We start from the raw sequence: 19,175 nt of genomic DNA, 5'->3' as shown, positions 1-19,175 counted from the left end.
CAGAATGACTGGATGGTCACGCTTGAGACTCCCCGTTTGATCCTGCGTCGCTGGCGCGAGGAAGACGTCGCGCCCATGACTGCCATCCATGCCGACCCCGAGGTCATGCGGTGGATACGTGACGGCAGCGTCCGTGACGAACAGCAGACTCGCGACGGAATCCGGGCATGGGAGAGCGAGTGGGAGTCACAGGGCTTCGGCCTGTTCGCCGTGGAGATCCGGTCCACTGGCGAGCTGGCCGGGTTCACCGGCCTTTCGGTGCCCCACTTCTTGCCCGAGGTGCTGCCGGCGGTCGAGGTCGGCTGGCGGCTGGGACGTTCCCACTGGGGGCAGGGCTTGGCCACCGAAGCCGCTGTGGCCGCCGTACGGTTCGGGTTCGAAGAGCGAGGGCTGGAGCGGATCGTCAGCATCACTCAGGTGGGCAACGACGCCTCCGAACGGATCATGACCAAACTGGGGATGCATCCGGTCCGTGAGACCTTCCACCCCACCGGCGGTCAGCGAGTTCGGGTGTTCGCGTTGTCGTCGGACCAGTACGTCACAACCACTCGTTGACCACAAGAGCGAGGGTACGCGGCGGGGACAGTAACGTGTCCTGCTGCGCACCCTCGCTCTTGCTCTCCCTTGCCTGATCACGAGATCACGAGGCATCCCTCGGGCAAGAGGTGGCGGCATTCAGCGAAGGTACTCCTCAATCGCCTCCACACCGCGCACGGCTCCCCCGCTCTCCCTGACGACCTTGCGCATCCGGTCGAGGTTGGCACGCACCGTGGAGTCGGAGACGATCCGGGCGACCGCGGCGCGCAGGGACTCGACGGTCACCGTCGCCGCGTCCAACTGCTCACCCAGTCCCAGTTCCTGGACCCGGCCGGCGTTGGCGGCCTGTTCGGGCATCTGCGGGACGGTGATCAGCCCGACGCCGTAATACAGCGACTCCATCGTGGAGTTCATACCGGCGTGGGAGACGAAGGCGGCGGCCTTCTGCAGCACGGCGGGCTGCGGGAAGTACGGCCGGACGTCGATATTGGGCGGGATATCGCCCAGATCGGCGAGTTCCACATTTCCCACGGTCATGGCGACTTGATACGGCCCGCCGCCGAAGGCCTCGATGCAGGTGCGGTAGAACTCGGGCCGGTCGTTGAAGACCGTCCCCAGTGAGATGTAGAGAACGGGGACGTCGGGGTCGGCGGGTGACCAGGATTCGGCCTGCCCCCGGTCGCCCATCGAGGGGCCGATGAACTGGAAGCGCTCGTCGAAGGTGTCCCCGGCCGGCTGGAACTCCCTGGGTATGAACACGAGGTTGAGTTTCTCGGTCACGTCCATGAGGCTCGCCGGGTCGAGCTCGACGCCGAATTCGGCGGAGAACTCCGCGCAGTCGGGGGCGAGTGCGGCGGTCAGGGGGTTCTGGTCGCCGAACCCGTCCATGAAGGTGGCGAAGAGCGAATACTCCTCGTTCGAGGCGAGATTCGGAATGCACCGCACGGCGGGCAGACCCAGCTGTTCGGCGAGGACCCGGGCCGACCAGTTCATGGCGTCGTAGCAGATCGCGTCCGGCGACTCGTTGACGCAGTGCTCTCGCAGCACCGGATAGGCCGCGCTCAGGGCCGCGAACATACGGCGCAGGAAAACGGCGACATCCGCGGGACGGAACTCACTCGGCGGCGCCCCCATGGCGTCCCCCGGGTCCAGCTCCACCCACCGCGCGCCGGCGCCGGTCACCGCTTCGGCGTGCTCCGCGCTGGTGGCGTAGTCCACTCGGTGCCCTCGCCGCACGAGTTCCTGGACCAGCGGCAGCGTGGGATTGACATGCCCGTGCCCCGCAAGGGCCACAAATAACAGGTGTTTTGGCATATCACACATCCTACCGAGCCGGGATTCCGCGTCGGAGGTGGCCGGGGGGCCGGAGGGACCCGAAGTCGCGCGCCAACTCCCCGCCCCCGGGCGGGACATCGGCGTTTCGGCCACTCGGCGTTCGACGGTAGGTGCTTGCGGGACAAGGGTCGGTGTATCCCGCACTCGCCACGAACCGCTCAGCGCCGGGGTTCTCGGTCCGACCGAAAGACATGTGTTCGAAATCCAGGCGCGGTCGTTGAGCCTGATGACACCGGCACAACTGTCAAAGGGGGAGGCGACGTTGACATCGACCGGGCCACGCCGCGATACGAACAAGGGCGGGCGAGGGACAGCAACGGCGAACGAGGGCGGCATCTCGAACGCGGAGCGCGAGCTCTACGGGGGCCGGCTCCGCTGGGATCAGACGTTCGTCCAGTACGAGAACGCGTTGGCCCGGCTGCGATTCGGGCAGCTGGCGGCGGCGCTGCCGCGCATGGTGGGGATGGTGCTGCGCACCGGATGGGAGGCGGACCGACGGGCGCTGGCAGGCGTGGTGTCCGCCCAGGTCGGGCAGGGGGTGACTGCCGCCTGGGGGCTGGTCGCGGTCAATCGGGTCCTGACACAGCTGTTCGCGGACGGTCCGACCGCGGACAAGCTGCGTGACGCCCTGCCGTCGTTGGTGGTGTTGGCGGTGGTGTCAGTGGGGTCGGCGCTGCTGGCGGCATGGTCGACGGCGATGTCCGGCCGCCTGGAGCCGCAGGTGGAACGCTCGGTCTCGGCTCGGTACTACGCGGCTGTCACCCAGGTCGAGGTGGAAGCGACCGAGCGGCCGGAGGTCCAACGGGTCTTGGAGGCGGGAAAGTTCGGCACGGACTCGGCGCGCAGCATGCTGCGGTTGTCGGTGGGCGTGGGCAACGTCCTGATCGGCATGGTGGCGGCCGCCGTCGTCCTGGTGTCGCTGCACTGGATCTTGCTGCCGATGCTGCTGGCGATCGCCCTTCCCAAGGGATGGGGTGCGGTGCGCTCCGCACGACGCGAGTACACCTCGCGGCTGAACTGGATCGACCACCGGCGTGCGATCGCGTCACTGCTGGCGTATCTGACCCGGCCGCACGCCGCCGGGGAGATCCGTGCACACGCGGCCGGAGCGACGCTGCTGCGCGGGTACGAGGAGATGTCGCGGCAGACGGAGACGGAGCAGCGCCGACTGGCGCGGGCCCAGGCGCACACGGACCTGGTCGCCGGCGGCTTCGCCGGTCTCGCGTCGCTGGCCTGCTACGGGTTGCTGTGGTGGCTGCTGGCCGCCGGCGGCTTGCCACTCGCTGTCGGGGGCACCGCGGTCATCGCCATCCGCACCTCCACCGAGCGCCTGACGTCCCTGGTACAGCAGGTCAACCGGCTCTACGAGGAGCTGCTGTTCCTCACCGACACCAAGCACGCCACCGAACTGGCCACCGAGCACGCGATCCCGCGCACCGGCAGGCCCTTGCCCTCCCCCGTCCGCGCCGTGCACGTGGAAGGCGTGTCCTATACCTACCCGGGAGCCGATTCCCCTTCGCTGAAGGACGTGAGCCTGTCCGTCCGCAGGGGCCGGGTGACGGCCCTGGTGGGCGCGAACGGCTCGGGGAAGACGACCCTCACCAAGATCGTGGCCGGGCTGCTGCTGCCCACCGAAGGGCGCGTGTGGTGGGAAGGGGAACCGGGCGAACGGGTCGAACTCCGTGAGGCCGACCGCGGCGAGGTCTTCGCCTCGGTCGGGCTGCTCGCACAGGACTTCCCGCACTGGGAGATGACCGCGGCCACGAATGTGGCCATCGGTGTCGGCGACCGCCCCCGGGACATGGACCGGGTCACGGAGGCCGCACAGGCCGCTGACGTCCACGAACTCATCACAGGCCTGCCCCACGGATACGACTCGATCGTCTTCAAGGGGTACGAGCGCGGTGTCCAGCTCTCGGGTGGTCAGTGGCAGAAGCTGGGGACCGCTCGCAGCCGGTACCGCGACGCCCCGTTCTTCCTCGTCGACGAACCCACCTCGGCGCTCGACCCGCACGCGGAGATCGCGGCCTTCGAGGGGCTGTGGTCACTGGCCGAGCAGGGCCACGCGGTCGTACTGGTCACCCATCGGCTGGCCGCGACCGCGAAGGCCGACCACATCTACGTGCTCGATCACGGAGAGGTCGTCGAAGAGGGCACCCACGAGCAGCTCATGGCCGTGGAAGAGGGCCGCTACCGGGGGATGTTCGTCGCCCAGGCCGCCCAGTACGGGCTCACCCAGGCCGACAGCGATGCGCTGCCGGCGCCTCGGCACGGTTCTGCTTCCCGGGACGATGCCGTACCTCGGGACGGTGCCGCTTCTCGGGGAGGTGCCGCTCCGCGGCGGGAGGAGGCGAAGTGAGGCGCGGTGAGGCGCGACGCGGCTCACCGCGCTGTGGGAACCCCTGGCGGACGACTGCCCTCTACGCGGTCACCCACCCGCACTCCGGAGTCGGCGACCTGGGACCACTTCTCACCCGGGTCGGCAAGACCCTCCTCAGTGTGCCGGACGAGCAGGTCACCGCCACCATCGATGTGACGTCCTGGCTCGACCGCAAGTGGAGCGCGATCCTGGCGCACCGGAGCCAACTGGAGCGGGAACGCCCCCTGCCCGGGATACTGTCCCGTCTCCCTGAGGAAACCCGAAGCCGGATTCTCGGCACCGAGCACTACACCCGTATCGACGTCTCGCCCAGTACTGCGGCCGATACTGTCGCCGACCCGAACCAGCTGACGCCCGACTGGCCGTACCCGTGAGTTGCTTGCCCATGAACGTCCACCGCCCGGCTTCCGCCCACTCCTCCCTCACACCGGAGCAGCAGGAGGACCGCACCTGGCATACCGCGACGGCACCACCCCCTTCCCCCTCGTCCCCCTCCCCCGTGACTCCGACATCGCCTCCAGGCGGGGCAGGGCGGCGCACGTTGCAGCTCCAGGACGGGGAACTACGGTGCGTCCGGCCCGTTCGGACAGTAGTCGTCGGGCATCTCCTGCTCGAACCAGACGACCTTGCCCGTGCTCAGCATCGTCGCTCCCCAGCGCTGGGCGAGATGGTCGACCAGGAACAGTCCGCGGCCGCCCTCGTCGCCCGTCTGCGCATGCCGCATCCGGGGCAGCTGCGGCGAGTCGTCGCCCACCTCGCACCGGAGGGTGTCGGTGCGGAGCAGTCGCAGGGCGATCGGGCGGGAGGCATAGCGCACCGCGTTCGTCACCACCTCGCTGACCATCAGCTCGGTCGCGTCGAGCATCGAGCCCAGACCCCAGCGATGCAGCGCCCTGCGGGTCAACTGCCGGGCCCGGCCTGCTGTTTGCGGCTGGGGGCTGAGGAACCAGTACGCCACGTTGTCCTGCGGAAAACCCTCGAACCGGGCGGCTATCAGCGCAACGTCGTCAGGCCGGGCATCCGGCTCCAGGAGGGTCAGCACGGCGTCGCAGAGCACGTCCAGCGGCGGGGATTCGAGCCTGGCGGCGGCAGCTTCCAGGCGGGCGCGCAGCTGCTCCACGCCTGTCAGGACGTCCATGTTCCGCGACTCGACAAGGCCGTCGGTGTAGAGGAGCAGAGTGGCCCCGGTGGGCGCGGGCATCTCCACGGTTTCGAAGGGCACACCGCCCACTCCGATCGGCGCACCGGACGGGGCCTGGAGCACCTCTGCCGAGCCGCCCGGGTGCAGCAGCACCGGGGGCGGATGGCCCGCGTCGGCCACCTGCAGTCGCTGCGATATCGGGTCGTAGATGGCGTAGAGGCAGGTCGCCATGTGGTCACTGCCGAGGCGCTGGGCCTGCTCGTCGAGGTGATACAGGACCTCCTCCGGCGGCAGGTCGAGCCTGGCGAGGGTCTGCACGGTGGTGCGCAGCTGGCCCATGATCGCGGCGGAGGTGATGGAGTGCCCCATGACGTCACCGACGACCAGCGCGACGCGGTTGCCGGGCAGCGGGATCGCGTCGTACCAGTCACCGCCGGCCTGGGAGGTGTCGACGGTCGGCAGATACCGGCTCGCCAGCCGGACACCCGTGGTCTCGGGGAGCGACGGCGGCAGCATCGTGAGCTGGAGCGCGTCGGCGACCGAGGCCTCGTGTCCGTGCGGCGTCGTCCGGTCGACGCCGGACGCGGTGTGCATGGCGAGCTGGGAGGCGACGAGCAGGTCGTCCGTCGCGAAGGGCGGCCGTTCGACGCCGCGCAACAGGGCAACGGTGCCCAGGAGGCGCTGGCGTCCGTACAGCGGGGCGATGATCAGCCGTCGGCCCGGTGACGGCGTCGTGGGCATGCTGGCCACGGGGGCCAGCAGCTCGGCCACCGCGGGCGCGATCTCCGGGGTGTCACCGAACACGGCTCCTCGGGCCAGCAGAACCTCAACGAATCGGCCGGTGATCGTCAGATGCCGGCGTTCGGCGGCCCTCGGAGGCGGCCCGGTGACCGAGCCTTCCGGCCCCTGCCCGAGGCTGTGCAGTCGCAGGACAAGCGGCTCGGCCGCCGGCTCCTCCCTGGGCGGAAACGGATGACGCAGATGGACGACGATCATGTCGGCGAACGCGGGAATCGCTGTCTGCCGGAGCTCTCGTAGCGTGTCGTCCAGATCGATTCCGCCGGTGATCCGCTGCGTCGCGGCTTCGAGGAACCGAAGCCGGTCGGTCTGGTGGGTCTCGGGGGCGTCCTCCGTCCGCTCCCGGGGGCCCTCCGCAGCACGCTCGCCAGCCGGTGTGGGGCGGGAGGCGCCGGAATCCGAGGCCCCCAGCCTTTCCCTCGATTCACCGGACACGTCGCCGGAAGGGCAGCTTCCGGGCGGCCCAGGAGACGGCGGCCGGGACGGCGGTGTCGGTGGTGGTGCCTCGTCCGGCTGCTGCTGCGGCGGCGGGGACCGCTCCTCGTCGGGCGGTGGGGGCTGCCGCCTCGCAGGCTGAGGCGACTCGGCGGCATCGGTGTCAACGGGGGCCGGACTCGCTGCCAGGTCTGGTGGAGCAGAGCCTCCCTCGGCCCCGGCGGCGAGCCTCTCGGGGCCTTGGTCGGGAGTGCGGGGCTCCATCACTCGTCTCGCCCGTCGTCCGGTGGGGGTACCAGGGACCTCACGGGGCGGCCTCAACCGCGTCGCGCGCAGTTGAAGAACAGCTGTTCCTCGGGCGGCACGTCCGAGATCGCCGGAGCGTAGGAGTACGAGGTCTCCTCGATGACCTCAAGATCCGCCTCCTCGACGACCTGGCGCAGGTCCTCCCGCAGGTAGCCGGAGACCCGGATGAGGTGGCCGAGGAACGGGATCTTGAAGTAGTCCACATCGGCCTCCACCATCGAGAGGGTGAACAGGCCACCGGGGACGAGCAGGTCGTGGACCATCCGCAGCGTCCCGGGGATCTCCGTGCGCGGCAGCATCAGCAGGGAGAAGAAGGCCACGACCGCATCGAAACGCCCCAGGTCGTGTGGGCCGCCGGGCCCCAGGTCAGCCATGTCCAGCCGGTGGAACGTCGCTCCGGACACATACTCCCGGGCAAGATCCACCATCCCACGGGACAGGTCGACCCCGACCACCTCGAACCCCGCCTCCACCAGCTGCCGGGCGGTTGGCAAGCCGGTTCCGCAGCCCAGGTCCAGCACACGGGATCGAGCGGGCAGCGCCCCGATCAGCCACTCGGCGGCGGCGAGCTGCCCCTTCTTGTACGGGAACGCCTCGTCATAGCGATCCCCGATCGCGTCGAACGCCTCGGCCTGCCCCTCGCGGTCGCGCAGTATCCCCTCGGAACCGACCGCGTCGCTCTCGTAATCGACCTCGATGAACCCTCTGCTCACGAATTGCACCTCTTTTCGTGCAGCTATTCGATTGTATCGATAATGGGCGCTTTTCATCTGCTATGGCGTTGCAGGAATCCGCCCGCTGGGGCCGTGCGAAACGCGTGACACTCGCCCGAAGCGCGGCGTGAGCAGCCGGTCAGGGCGAGCAGGGTGAGCGAGGCGGAGCGGGTCCGGTCGTGGCGCTGAGGCCTGGCCGGTCCGTGCCCTCGGCGCCATCAGGCAGGGATCGGCGTACGTCTTCCCCGGGCGGCGGGATACGGGTACGCCAGAGAATCCTCTCGATGGTGACGCCGCGCTCGGCGAACCACTCCACCGCGCGATGCAGCACGCCGACTGCGGTCACGGCCGTCTCGTCATCGTGGACCTCGGTGTAGGCGACGCGGGAGTGGTCGTCGATGACGGTGTGCACGAACGCATATCCGAGCTTCGGGCCGCCGTAGGCGTTGCGTGACTTGCCCGGTGTCGCGACGCGGTGCTTCTCGCCTTGGCGGCGACCGACGCACCGCCAACCGCCTCCATCGGGGATGTTCCCGAGCTTCTTCACCTCCACGTGTACGAGCGATCCCGGGTGGTCGTGCACGTACCGGCGGACGGGTTCACCTGTCGCTCGATCGACGTAGGCGAGTCGGTTCAGTCGGACCGATCGCAGGATTCGGTGCACTGTCGACGGGGCGGTGTCGAGTCTCGCGGCGAGCTGGACGGGCCCTTCTCGCAGGCGCAGTCGCAGGCTGACGCATCGCTCCCCGGGGTCGTGAGGATCGATCCTGCATGGACTCGCCTGCAAGGTAGCGATCGGCCCAGCGCTTTACGGTTGGCCAGGACACCTGGAATCGGGCCGCGACTTCGCTGATCGGCCAGCCGTCGTCAACGACGAGCCGAGCGACTTTCAGACGGTGGCGCGGGGTGAGGACGGCGTTCGGATGTGACATGTTTGAGTTCCTGGACAGCCTGAAGGGCCGACCATCGGGTGTGGGCGGCCCTTCGACAACTAGAGGTGTGGGTAGAGGGCGTGAAGATCAGTCCACCGGGGAGACCCGGATGAGGTTGCCGTCGGGGTCCGTGATGACGAACGTGCGACCGAAGACAGCGTCGTGTGGCTCCTCCGCGACATGGACTCCCTTCGAGACCCAGCTCGTGAAGATCTCGTCAATCGCGGTCGCTCCTCCTGGGACCATCAGTCCGACTTCGCTCGTTCGAGGGGTGCTCGGGACCGCATGCTCGCTGTAGCCCGTCCACAGCGCGAACAGGACGCCGGGGGCAACCTCGAAAGCTACGTAGTGGGGACTGATGAAGGTCGGTTCGATCTCGAACAGGTCGCTGTAGAAGGCGGTAGCGGTCTCGGCGTCGCGGACGCCGATCAGGAACAGGTTGGGTGCGGGCATAGTGCGCTCCTCAGATCGTTGAATTCTCGGTACTGCTCCAGTTGACCGCCGCATCGCGACAGAGCCTGTCACCTTTTCTGCAAAGGTTGGTCAGCATGAAGGCTTCGAGGCTGTTGCATCTCTTGCTGCTCCTGCAGACCCGTCAGCGCATCACCACCACCGAGCTCGCCGGACGTCTGGAAGTGTCTCGGCGGACCGTGCTGCGGGATGTCGAGGCGCTCTCGACAGCAGGTGTGCCTGTCTATGCCGAACGCGGGCGGAACGGCGGGATCGTCTTGCTCCCCAGTGCACGGCTCAACGCATCGCATCTGGAACCATCAGAGCTGGAGGCACTCTCCGTAGCCGGTTTGGACAGCGCGCAACTTGAGCGTATGGGTCTGTCTGCGGTGTGGGAGTCGGCCGCGCGCAAGATCGCCGCTCGGCAGGCTGCAGCACCTGGATCGCCGAGCCTGCTGCAACTGGCGGACCTGGTGCTGGTAGACAGCACCGCGTGGTTTGCTGACTCAGAGGCAGGGGTCGACGTATCGGATCTGGCCTCGGCACTGCGACACCGCCGCCGGCTGCGAATCCAATACCGGCGCAGCGCCGAGAATCAGGCCTCAACGCGGGTGGTCGACCCGTACGGGATCGTCGCGAAATCCGGTCGCTGGTACCTCATCGCCGATGACCAGGGGAACGGTCGGCTGTTCGCTCTGGAACGACTCTCGTCCTACGAACAACTCGACGCGCCAGCTGCTCTCCGACCAAGCGAAACCCTCCACACCAGATGGGCCGCGTTGAAGGAACGCACCGAGGGGCAAGGTCGCGTGAGCGTGACCGTCCGCCTGCCAGAACATGGACTCGACCTGGCGCGGCGCATCCTCGGCAACCGCATCCACGACATCTCCGACGCGGAAAACGGCTGGTGCACCGTCGTCGTCCGCTACCCCGACATCGAGTCAGTGCGTCAGCTCCTCCAGTTCGGCGACCACATCGAGATACTCACCCCAGAGACAGCCCGCGAACGCATCAGTCAGCTCGCCAGAGACCTGGTTGAAAGGCACTCAACCCCGGCCTCGTGACTGCCGAGCGGAACGCCCTGCTCTCAATCAACGTCTCCGGTCAGTACATCTAGCCGCCCGCCAGACGGATTTCGCCGTAGTCCGGCCAGGAGTTGAAGTCCCCCGTGGTAAGCGGCGGGAATGCGGTTCCGGTGCGATGGACGGCGGCGAACTGGGCGGGCACTCGGACTTGCTCGGCGGCGCAATGCCGAGCCGTCCAAGGATCTCCATCGCATCAGATGTGTCGCGAAGAACCGGCACGTCGTGTGCGGGCGCCACCGGCTGCACGTACGGGGCAAGCCGCCCGTCATCATCGCCCGGGCCAGGAGGCAGCTGCGCCACACCCTGAGCTGAGCGGCCGGCTGAGGCCAGCGTTGCCGACCTCGATCGTCAGGTCGCCGAGCCCTCGCCCCGCCAGGGCTGCGGAGCCCATGAACGTGAAGCTGCCCACGCCCACCCCGTGCCGATGGAGACCTTCTGCCGGCCACTGCGCGAGGTGCTCGCCGCCACCGGCCCACACCTCCGGCCCCCTCCTTCCGCCACCTCATCGCCTCCAGGCGCTCCAGACCGCTGCCCGTCGGCGCGACGGTGGCCGGAGTAGAGGCGAAAACTGGACCAACGAACGGACATCCGGTACGTGTCCGGTGAAACCTGGCGAGGTGAAAGCCCGTCATGTCCTGTGAATCGACGGTGTCGACCGACCCCTCGACCAGCCACTACTTCCAGGAGCCCCACGTGCCTGCCGTTCCCACCAGCCCGGCCACCTCCTCGATACCCGCTCGGTCCGCCCCATCCGGTCCCGCTGCCCCCTCCGCCTCAAGATCCCGCCGCCGTCAACGGATCACCATGGCCGCCGCCGTGGGCACCCTGCTCGCCGCTGTCGCGCCCATGCCTGCGACGGCCGCCCCCAAGGCCCCGGCCGACCCGGTGTCCACCGTCAGCTACACCGCCGCCGAGCGTCGGGGCGCTCTCGCCTACTGGACCCCAGCCCGCATCAAGGCCGTGGGGAAGTCCGTGGACCTCGGCCCGACCGGCCCGAAGTCCCAGCCGTGGCTCGGCGCCGCCATGAAGACCGTCGGCCGGCTCTTCTTCGTCAACGCCGACGGCGCCGACAGCTGGTGCACCGCCACCGCCGTCCGGAGCGCCAACCGCTCCGTGGTGATGGCCGCCGGACACTGCGTACGCCGCCCCGCCTCGCCCGTCAACACCTACACCGACCTGGTCTTCGTCCCCGGCTACCACAAGGGCGCACAGCCCTACGGCGCCTTCTCGGTGCGCACCACCCTGACCCCGCGCACCTGGGCGGAGGACGGCGTCAACGATGTGGCGGCGCTGGTCGTGGATGCCGACGCCAAGGGACGCAAGCTCACCGATGCGGTGGGCGGCCAGGACATCGCCTTCCACCACCGGGTCGGCGGGCGGACCGTGGCCTTCGGCTACCCCGCGACCCGCCCGCAGCGCGGCGAGGAACTGCTGCACTGCACCGGTACGGCGGCGCCCGCCCGCACCGGCGAGCAGTCCGTTCCCTGCGACATGAACGGCGGTGCCAGCGGCGGCCCTTGGCTGACCGACTTCGACGCCTCGACCGGACAGGGCGTACTGGTCTCCGTCAACAGCCACGGCGACGGGCTGGAGAGCGGCACGCGCATGTACGGCCCGGTGTTCGGGGACCCCGCCAAGCAGGTCTACGGGCGGGCGGAACGCGGCTGACCGGTTAGCGGGGCCAGGCCGTCCCTCCGGTCCGTCCCCACGGACCGGAGGGGCGGTTCAACTCCGGAGGAATGCGAGGACGGAGTCGGTGCGGCCGAGCACCGCGTGCCCCGTCCCGGGCAGCATGTGCACCTCGGCGTGCGGAAGGCAGTTCCGTATGCGCCGGGCGGTTCCGCGTGAGTCGAACATGGCGTCGCGGTCGCCGACCGTCACCTGCACCGGGATCGTCAGGCTGCGCAACGCCGCGTCGGAGAAGAGGGGCAACGGTTCCCTGCGCGGCTTGAAGTGCGCGAAGGTCAGCATCACGCTCTCCAGGACGGGCGCGTCCTGCTGCGAGTTGAGGCCGGTGAGGGAACGGACCGAACGGCGCGCGCCCCAGCGGCCGAAGGGCCGCACCAGCAGAGCCCGCAGCACGCTGATCGTCCGCTGTTTTCCCAGGCCACCGGGGCAGAGCAGGGCCAGCCGGGTCACCCTGTCCGGGCGGCGGACCGCGTAGTCGACCGCGAGCCAGCCGCCGAACGAGGCCGCGACCATGGAAACACGGGTGAGGCCGAGGCCGTCGAGTACGTCGTCCAGCCACCGGGCCGGAGCTTGGGAGTTCACGGCGGGCCGGGACGGTGCGCTCAGTCCCGGTTCCCCGACGATGTCGACCGCGTAGGTGCGGAAGTGGCCGGCCCAGGTGGTGATGTCCTCGCGCCACATCGACGCGTTCACGCCCGCGCCGTGCAGCAGGACGAGCGGTGGCGCGTCGGGCGGCCCGGAGACGAGGACGAAGGTGTCCCCCTCACGGGTCGGCACCCGCACCTGCTCGGCGGGCACCGGCCAGTCGTTCAACACCTCTTGATACCGCTGCCGGACCTCCGCCGCGCCCTCTTCGGACCTGTAGATCGCCACGCTCATGACGCCAGCACCTGCTCGATGTGCTCCAACACCTGGGCCGTGTCCTTCAGTCCACCCAAGATGACGATCTTCATTCGAGCCCTTCCCTCGTCGTAGACGGTCTGGATACGCAACTGCCTGCCGCCGTCCCGCTCGCGGCCGGAGACCCCGGCGGTGAGGAGAGTCGCCAGGCGGTCCGCCGTAGGACGTGAGACCTCGTCCAGCTCCACGATGCTCGACACTTCCGCGTGCTGCGCGCCGCCGGCGCCCTCGTCCGGCTGCCCGGGCAGCGGGCGGCCGGTGAATGCCTCCAGGTCGGTATGTGCGATCCGGTACTGCTTGCCGATACGCACCGCGGCCAGTCGGCCGTCCCGCACGTAGTTGCGGATGGTCCTCACATGCAGCCCGAGACGCTCGGCGACCTGCTCCACCGAGTACAGACGTTCACTCATAGAGCTACCCTATTTTCCTCTCCAGGTGAAGACAATAGGGCACTTTGAGGAACGATGGGTAAGGAAGAGGAAGGATGCGGCTGGAGCAGCGAAGGGTGGATCTCACCCTGCAGGACAACCAGCAGAGTGGAGCCCCGCCCGCCCCGGACAGGCATCGACTTGGACGCGGGCCGGGCAGTGATCCGGCGGCGTGGCTGAGTCGCCGAGTCCCCCGCGGCGACGGAATCGGCAGAGTCGGGGCGGGCATTGCGGGGCGATCCGATTCCACCTCAGAGCAACAACACGTGACCCCATCACAGAATTTGACGTGCAATCAGCGAACGAGCGGAACCGCGACGGTGGGACAGTGACGGCCATTCGCTCCCGCCCCCCGGAACGAGCCGAACCCTTCCCCTCAGTGAGGCTCAGCTCAGTGAAACTCAGCCGACAACGCGCCTACGACTCCTCTTCCAGCTGTGCCCAGGTGCGGGTGTCCAGGGTGTCGCCGGGACCGATGCGGGTGAGTTCGGTGCCGTCTCGCCCGAAAGCGACGATGAGGGGGCGCGGTCGGGGGCCCGCGTGGGGAGTCCGCCAGGCGGCGATGAGCCTGCGCTGCTCGGGAGCGTCGATCCTGCGGTTGTCGACGAGGAGATGGCCGACGTCCGGCCCGAGGTGGACTTCGACGGAGCCGACCCATGGGCCGGGGACGCTGAAGTCCGTCGGGGCAGGACGCCCGGTGAGACTGATCGAACCGGATTCACCACCGATCTCCATCACGTCGACGTGGACAGGCTCATCGTCCAGCGGGCCACTACTGCCGCCACCCAGGTACCGCCACCGCTCGTCGTACCACTCCAGAAGCACGGTGTGCTCATACGCGCGCCGGGTCTTCGGAAGCCACATGAGCCAGATCGCCCCGACGCCGGCAGTGGTGTCGACATCGGCCGAGACCACCGACAGCACCCACCGCGGCAACCACCGTGGCTGAGCCTCCGCCCCCTCCAGCACCCGCCGCACCACGCCCGGATAAAGGGCCTCCACCCAACGCTCCACCGATAAGGTTTCTCTCCATCCCCACATACACCGGCAGTACCCGGTACACCACGAAACCAAGCTCCAGCCAGCCACGTTCTGCGAGCCAGTGCCTCTGTGTGCCATTGCTTCGCTGTCTCATTGCCTCTCTGTGTGTCATTCGGGAAGGGCGTCCGAAGGATGTCCCGCAACGATCTTCTGAGAGGTGTGAACACCGTCAGCTGGTGCCCCTGTTCGACTATCCGGCGAGGGCGAGGTTGTGCAGTCGGGCGATGCCGCTGGATGACCACCCTGGTGCCCCGATAGCCGTCGTCGGCAATCACCGTGGCTTTCCCGACGGCGCCCTTGGCGCCGGACAGCTCCCACGCCTTGCAGTCCTTGCGGAACCGCTTGCGAGGCCGGAGCGCCAACAGAGGTGCGAGGTGGCTGATGACGCGGTCGGCCGTGGACTTCGAGACGCCGAAGAGCGGGGCGAGCTGGCGCAGCGTCAGGTCGGTACGCCAGTAGGCGGCGACCAACAGGACCCGGTCCTCCAGCACCAGACTCCACGGCCGGCCTCGCCGGACCGCTTCTGCTCCCTCACGGCGCAACGCGGTCACGAGCTTACGGAAGCAGCGCGAACTCAGCCCGGTGAACGGGGCTATCCAGGACGGCTCCAACGCCGTGATCACACCAGCCACCCCGAGATCATTTCACCGTGCCAGCAGCCACGGGACGGCTGAATGCGGTGTCTCACGACGTTGGTTCTACGGAAGTCGTCGAGGGCGAGCTGGGCCGTCCGGTCCCTCATGGCCCGGCCTGTCCGCGGCATCGCGCATCAGCTGCCGGACTCCGCGAACAGGCCGGTAGCCGAACGCGTTTGCGGCGGCAGTCGAGTCGTACACCCGGTCCAGGCGCTCGGGCACTGGCCACCCCTGGTCGCGGAATGCCTGGACGACGTCCGGAACCCGTTCGGTGAGCACCGCGCGCGCATCGCGGGAAAGGGCAAGGCAGTCCTCTCGGCGAAACGGGTGCGGTCCGGAGATATTGAACCTGCCGGTCACGGTGGAGTGCGTCACGGCCAGGACCCCCGCCGCTGCTACGTCGGCAATGTCGACTGCCCGGTGCAGCAGGTGGCAGGCCCGCACCGCCAGCGGCTCCGGAAAGCACCGCGATATGCGCAGCGTGACCGAAGAAACGGCGCAGGCGGCGACCAGCTCCTCGGCGGCCAGTTTGGTCTCGTCGTAGATGTCCCTGGGAAGCGGCGTGAGCTGCTCGTCCACCCAGACCGCACGGTCGGTGGGCACCAGGGCGTGTCCGTAGACACTCGTACTGCTGATGTAGACGACCCGCCGGGCGCCGAGGCCGGCGGCATCGTCGAGCAGGCCCGCAGTCACACCGACGTTCACGGCTCGGAACTCTTCATCGGGCAGGCGCCCGACGTGCGGGGCGTGCAGCGCGGCAGTATGGACCAGGACATCGGCCGACTGTAATGCGGCCAGCCGCACGGGCCGGTCGCGCAGATCTCCGATGACACTTGTCCAGTGGCCGGGAACCCGGTCCACGCCGCGGACCACCCAGCCGGCCGCGTCGAGTGCCGCAGCCAGGGCCGCTCCGACCCGGCCCGAACTCCCCGTAACCGCAACCAGCCCAGCGGGGGCTCTCTTCGTCGCTAAGTGCACGTGTCCGACTGTACGGCGTGGAACCGGTCTCCTGAGAGGGCACAGCGAAAGAGGGAGGCGGACTCAGCTCGCGGTTGCGGTTCGAATCCCAGGGCGATCAGCACGGCTCCCGCCAGACGACTCATCCCCCACCGGAACCGAGCAATGTGGCGCGCACGCCATCGGACCGCGAACCCGCGATCACCTGCGTGACGAGGGTGAAGCCAGTGCCGGGAATCGATGTGAGGGGTGTGACCGCGGCTACGAAGCCGAGTCCCTGATGCCACCGCGCACAACGAGCCTACGCATCGGGCACACGCCAAGCCATCGGTTCCCCGTCCTGTTCGGCTCAGGCCAGATCGGGACCAACCACGTGTAAATCAACTTGGAAATCATTCACGGGACAGCCCTTAGTCGGGCCGGAGACAGCCGCAACCCGACCCCGTGGAATCCGGTTGTCGTCGCCGTCCCCAGCGTGTTGTGATCGGCGACGGTACCGCCGACACGGAAGGAGGAGTGATGCGCCGACCACGTAGGGCGGTCATGGACAGGCTCTGAAGCCAGGGGACGGCGCCGACGCCAGTGAGAGCGGGACGACACCTACCGCTGGCAGCTGAGGAGGCTCGGCTGACAGTGACCGGGACAAAACAAACAACCCCGGTCGAGGTCCGGATTCGGCGGCTGAGAGATGCCCCGGTGAAGCAGGAAGCGGAAGTAATCGCCGACCCCTGATGAGGGGGAACAGGCGGTGAACCGGTCCCTCGCCCGCACCAAGCCTGGGAGCCGCTTGGCCGCGCACGCGGACGAGCGGTGAGAACAGAACGGAACCCTGCACTCCCGATTGAAGATCCCTTCTTCGATCCGGAGGCAGAGCCATCAGCAGAACCGCCCAGAACCAGGGTTTCACCTGCGAGAACTGCACGACGAGCGTCGTGCCGCTGAGCAACGGGAGCTACCGGAATCACTGCCCGACGTGCTTGTGTTCCAAGCACGTCGACATCCGCCCCGGCGACCGGGCCTCCGCCTGTCACGGGATGATGCGCCCGCAGCGCGTCGAGCACCGCCGCGGTAAGGGGCTCGTGCTCGTCCACCGCTGTGTCGCCTGCGGGTTCGTCCGGCCCAACAGGATCGCCGACGACCCGGTGCAAGGCGACAACATCGACGCCATCATCACGCTGATGGCCACGGGCAGGTAGCTTCAACGACCGGTGCCGGTGCCCACGGGAACACTCCGTGGGCACCGCCGTGCTGAGCCTTGACCACCAGCTTGGCCATTGATCCGCTCGATTGCGTAAGCGCCCGCGGTCCACCGCTGCACACTTGGCTTCCTCGGCATACGCAGAGCGGATCGAGGGCCGGCATCCGCTGAAGATCACATACTGGAGGCATCATGGTGAGTGACGCTGAACAGAAGCACCTGCGCCGTTGTGTGGAGTTGGCGCGCGAGGCGCTGGAGGCGGGCGACGAACCGTTCGGATCGGTGCTTGTCGCTGCGGACGGGACCGTACTCGCCGAGGACCACAACCGGGTGGCTTCAGGTGACCGGACCCGCCACCCGGAGTTCGAGCTGGCGCGCTGGGCCGCGGCGCACATGACCCCCGAGGAACGGGCGGTGGCGACGGTGTTCACCTCCGGTGAGCACTGCCCGATGTGTGCCGCCGCGCATGGCTGGGTCGGGTTGGGTCGCATCGTGTACGTGAGTTCTTCCGAGCAACTTGCTTCCTGGCTCTCAGAGTTGAAGGTTCCGATGCCTCCCGTACGGCCCCTGCCGATTCAGGAGATCGTCCCCGGCCTCGTGGTGGAGGGCCCGATTCCCGGGCTCGCGCAGCAGGTACGCGACCTGCACCGCCACTTTCACGGGGCCTCCTGAGCGGCGCGACGGCCTCCCGCAGAACAACGCACTGACGCAGCCCGCCACACCGCTGGGGCACCGCCCGTGCGCCGCCATGCACTGCCGCTACCGCGTGGCCCGTTCGAGCATCTGGTGCATTGCCTTGGGGTGCCGGCTCTCGGTCCGGGCCCACAGGGTGCGTGCCATGTCGTCGTCCAACTGGATGAAGCAGGACAACAGCAGTGAGTGCGGCCGGCGTTGGAGGAGCAGATCACCGCTCACGCCGAGGGTGGGGCCGGCCGAGAGGAGCACGAGGTCCGGAGTGCTGTGCCGCACCGGCCAGCCGAGCACGAAGCCTTCGGCCCGGGCCGGGCCGAGCTGGAGACCGAGCGCGGTCCAGCCCTGGGTGAGGGTGCGCTGCATGTCGGACGGCGCGTCCTCCATGATCGTCCGCGCCCACTGCTCGGCGGTGCGGTCCTGGGCCTGGCCGAGGTCGGCGAGCACGGCGTTCTCGTAGTCGATCCGGGCCAGCGTGCTGAGCTGACGCGCGTGGGGCGACACCGGGACGTGGCGCACCCTCTCGGGGTTCTTCCGGTCTGACGCGAGATCAAGCATGGCTGCCCCTCATATGTGGTGTGGGTCGGTGGCGAGTGCTGCGGCAACGGACAGGCGGAGGCGATCAGCGCCGCGGGGCGACGAGGAGGCCCGGACGGTCTGGGCGACCTGGACGGTTTGAATGGCCTGGCCTCGAGAGCGCCCAGATGCCTGCTCCGGCCGGAAATCCCTGGTGAGGCCATGGATGCGCCACGGCCAGGCGGTGCGCGCGCTGTGCGGGAGCATCATGAGCACCCCTCCATCCATACAGTCATGTATGGATGGATGCTAGCAGTGTGCCGCCTGAGGCAGACTCCTTGGCGGACTCACACCGACGAGGGGAAACCGATGGCGGCACCGACACGCACCCCGCGCAGTACATGGATCGAGGCCGGGCTCCGCGCCCTCGCTGCGGGCGGGCCGGGCGCCGTGCGGGTCGAGCCGCTGGCCAAGGCGCTGGGCGTCACCCGGGGCGGCTTCTACTGGCACTTCAAGGACCGTAGCGCGCTGCTGGAGGAGATGCTCGACACCTGGGAGCGGATGAGCACGGATGAGGTGATCGAGCGCGTCGAGACGGAGGGTGGCGACGCCAGGGAGAAGGTACGGCGCGCGGGCGCCCTCACCTTCTCCGACACCCTGCTGCCGATCGACCTCGCCGTCCGGGCCTGGGCTCGCCACGACCCACCGGTCGCGCAACGCCTCCGCCGCGTCGACAACCGCAGAATGGACTACGCCCGCTCGCTGTTCAGTACCTTCTGCACCGACCAGGACGAGGTCGAGGCCCGCAGCATGCTCGCCTTCTCCCTCGCCGTCGGCAAACACTTCCTGGCGGCCGACCATGGCACCCGTACCCGCGCCGACGTACTCGACGCTGCCACCAGGCAGCTGTTGACCTAGGGCCTGTCTCTTTGACTTCACGTTGATCGGGCCAGGTGCGAGGGTGGTGGCCATGCCGCGACTTGGTCACCGCCTCCGGTCCTTCAGATTC

17 protein-coding genes and 2 pseudogenes are annotated in these 19,175 nt (G+C 68.6%); 8 read left to right on the top strand and 11 right to left on the bottom strand.

Features of this window, described 5'->3' with window-relative positions:
• The first annotated feature begins 12 nt into the window (after window positions 1-12).
• Complete coding sequence (locus tag ACWC9R_RS24985; RefSeq protein WP_450734740.1) at window positions 13-555, top strand: GNAT family N-acetyltransferase; 543 nt, start codon at window positions 13-15, stop codon at window positions 553-555.
• A gap of 120 nt (window positions 556-675) precedes the next feature.
• Here ACWC9R_RS24985 and ACWC9R_RS24980 read toward each other — a convergent pair whose 3' ends face one another.
• Entirely contained in the window at window positions 676-1,851 is a 1,176-nt protein-coding gene (locus ACWC9R_RS24980) for a macrolide family glycosyltransferase (RefSeq protein WP_450734662.1), read from the bottom strand.
• A gap of 283 nt (window positions 1,852-2,134) precedes the next feature.
• Here ACWC9R_RS24980 and ACWC9R_RS24975 point away from each other — a divergent pair, with 283 nt between their 5' ends.
• On the top strand, window positions 2,135-4,231 hold the full coding sequence (locus ACWC9R_RS24975) for an ABC transporter ATP-binding protein (RefSeq protein WP_450734660.1): 2,097 nt from the start codon (window positions 2,135-2,137) through the stop codon (window positions 4,229-4,231).
• Window positions 4,228-4,626, top strand: a complete 399-nt coding sequence (locus tag ACWC9R_RS24970; RefSeq protein WP_450734659.1) for a hypothetical protein — start codon at window positions 4,228-4,230, stop codon at window positions 4,624-4,626. Before ACWC9R_RS24975 ends, ACWC9R_RS24970 begins: the two co-directional genes overlap by 4 nt.
• A gap of 188 nt (window positions 4,627-4,814) precedes the next feature.
• Here the strand turns inward: ACWC9R_RS24970 and ACWC9R_RS24965 are convergent, their stop codons facing one another.
• The 4 genes and pseudogenes from ACWC9R_RS24965 to ACWC9R_RS24950 form a co-directional block, all read right to left on the bottom strand.
• The gene (locus ACWC9R_RS24965) at window positions 4,815-6,626 is read right to left on the bottom strand and encodes a SpoIIE family protein phosphatase (protein ID WP_450734657.1); all 1,812 of its coding nucleotides are present in this window, start codon (window positions 6,624-6,626) and stop codon (window positions 4,815-4,817) included.
• A 317-nt stretch (window positions 6,627-6,943) separates the two neighbouring features.
• Entirely contained in the window at window positions 6,944-7,645 is a 702-nt protein-coding gene (locus ACWC9R_RS24960; RefSeq protein WP_450734655.1) for a class I SAM-dependent DNA methyltransferase, read from the bottom strand.
• A gap of 271 nt (window positions 7,646-7,916) precedes the next feature.
• A pseudogene (locus ACWC9R_RS24955) lies at window positions 7,917-8,577 on the bottom strand (helix-turn-helix domain-containing protein); the annotation flags it as partial.
• A gap of 87 nt (window positions 8,578-8,664) precedes the next feature.
• Window positions 8,665-9,030, bottom strand: coding sequence for a VOC family protein (locus ACWC9R_RS24950; protein ID WP_055548848.1), 366 nt, complete (start codon window positions 9,028-9,030; stop codon window positions 8,665-8,667).
• Window positions 9,031-9,125: 95 nt separating this feature from the next.
• Here ACWC9R_RS24950 and ACWC9R_RS24945 point away from each other — a divergent pair, with 95 nt between their 5' ends.
• Complete coding sequence (locus ACWC9R_RS24945; protein ID WP_450734653.1) at window positions 9,126-10,091, top strand: helix-turn-helix transcriptional regulator; 966 nt, start codon at window positions 9,126-9,128, stop codon at window positions 10,089-10,091.
• A gap of 825 nt (window positions 10,092-10,916) precedes the next feature.
• A complete protein-coding gene (locus ACWC9R_RS24940) occupies window positions 10,917-11,780 on the top strand; it encodes a trypsin-like serine peptidase (protein WP_450734651.1) in 864 nt (287 codons plus the stop codon).
• Window positions 11,781-11,837: 57 nt separating this feature from the next.
• Here ACWC9R_RS24940 and ACWC9R_RS24935 read toward each other — a convergent pair whose 3' ends face one another.
• From ACWC9R_RS24935 to ACWC9R_RS24915, 5 genes and pseudogenes are all read right to left on the bottom strand, one after another.
• Complete coding sequence (locus ACWC9R_RS24935; RefSeq protein ID WP_450734649.1) at window positions 11,838-12,680, bottom strand: alpha/beta fold hydrolase; 843 nt, start codon at window positions 12,678-12,680, stop codon at window positions 11,838-11,840.
• Complete coding sequence (locus ACWC9R_RS24930) at window positions 12,677-13,111, bottom strand: helix-turn-helix domain-containing protein (RefSeq protein ID WP_450734647.1); 435 nt, start codon at window positions 13,109-13,111, stop codon at window positions 12,677-12,679. Before ACWC9R_RS24930 ends, ACWC9R_RS24935 begins: the two co-directional genes overlap by 4 nt.
• 435 nt (window positions 13,112-13,546) lie before the next feature.
• Entirely contained in the window at window positions 13,547-14,131 is a 585-nt protein-coding gene (locus tag ACWC9R_RS24925) for a hypothetical protein (RefSeq protein ID WP_450734645.1), read from the bottom strand.
• A gap of 248 nt (window positions 14,132-14,379) precedes the next feature.
• Window positions 14,380-14,802 (bottom strand): annotated as a pseudogene (locus ACWC9R_RS24920) (helix-turn-helix domain-containing protein); the annotation flags it as partial.
• 66 nt (window positions 14,803-14,868) lie between these two features.
• Window positions 14,869-15,783: an NAD-dependent epimerase/dehydratase family protein gene (locus ACWC9R_RS24915; protein WP_450734643.1), complete on the bottom strand. Its 915-nt coding sequence runs from the start codon at window positions 15,781-15,783 to the stop codon at window positions 14,869-14,871.
• Window positions 15,784-16,637: 854 nt separating this feature from the next.
• Here ACWC9R_RS24915 and ACWC9R_RS24910 point away from each other — a divergent pair.
• Both ACWC9R_RS24910 and ACWC9R_RS24905 read left to right on the top strand, forming a co-directional pair.
• Window positions 16,638-16,958, top strand: a complete 321-nt coding sequence (locus ACWC9R_RS24910) for an RNHCP domain-containing protein (protein WP_450734739.1) — start codon at window positions 16,638-16,640, stop codon at window positions 16,956-16,958.
• Window positions 16,959-17,152: 194 nt separating this feature from the next.
• Window positions 17,153-17,632 (top strand): nucleoside deaminase, encoded by a 480-nt coding sequence (locus ACWC9R_RS24905; protein ID WP_450734641.1) that lies wholly within the window; start codon window positions 17,153-17,155, stop codon window positions 17,630-17,632.
• Between the two features lie 87 nt (window positions 17,633-17,719).
• Here the strand turns inward: ACWC9R_RS24905 and ACWC9R_RS24900 are convergent, their stop codons facing one another.
• Window positions 17,720-18,208: a hypothetical protein gene (locus ACWC9R_RS24900; protein ID WP_450734639.1), complete on the bottom strand. Its 489-nt coding sequence runs from the start codon at window positions 18,206-18,208 to the stop codon at window positions 17,720-17,722.
• A 327-nt stretch (window positions 18,209-18,535) separates the two neighbouring features.
• Here ACWC9R_RS24900 and ACWC9R_RS24895 point away from each other — a divergent pair, with 327 nt between their 5' ends.
• Window positions 18,536-19,084: a TetR/AcrR family transcriptional regulator gene (locus ACWC9R_RS24895; RefSeq protein WP_450734637.1), complete on the top strand. Its 549-nt coding sequence runs from the start codon at window positions 18,536-18,538 to the stop codon at window positions 19,082-19,084.
• The last annotated feature ends 91 nt before the right edge of the window (window positions 19,085-19,175 follow it).

This window comes from Streptomyces sp. NPDC001219 (assembly GCF_053597915.1).
This window is presented reverse-complemented; position numbering and strand designations above follow the sequence as displayed.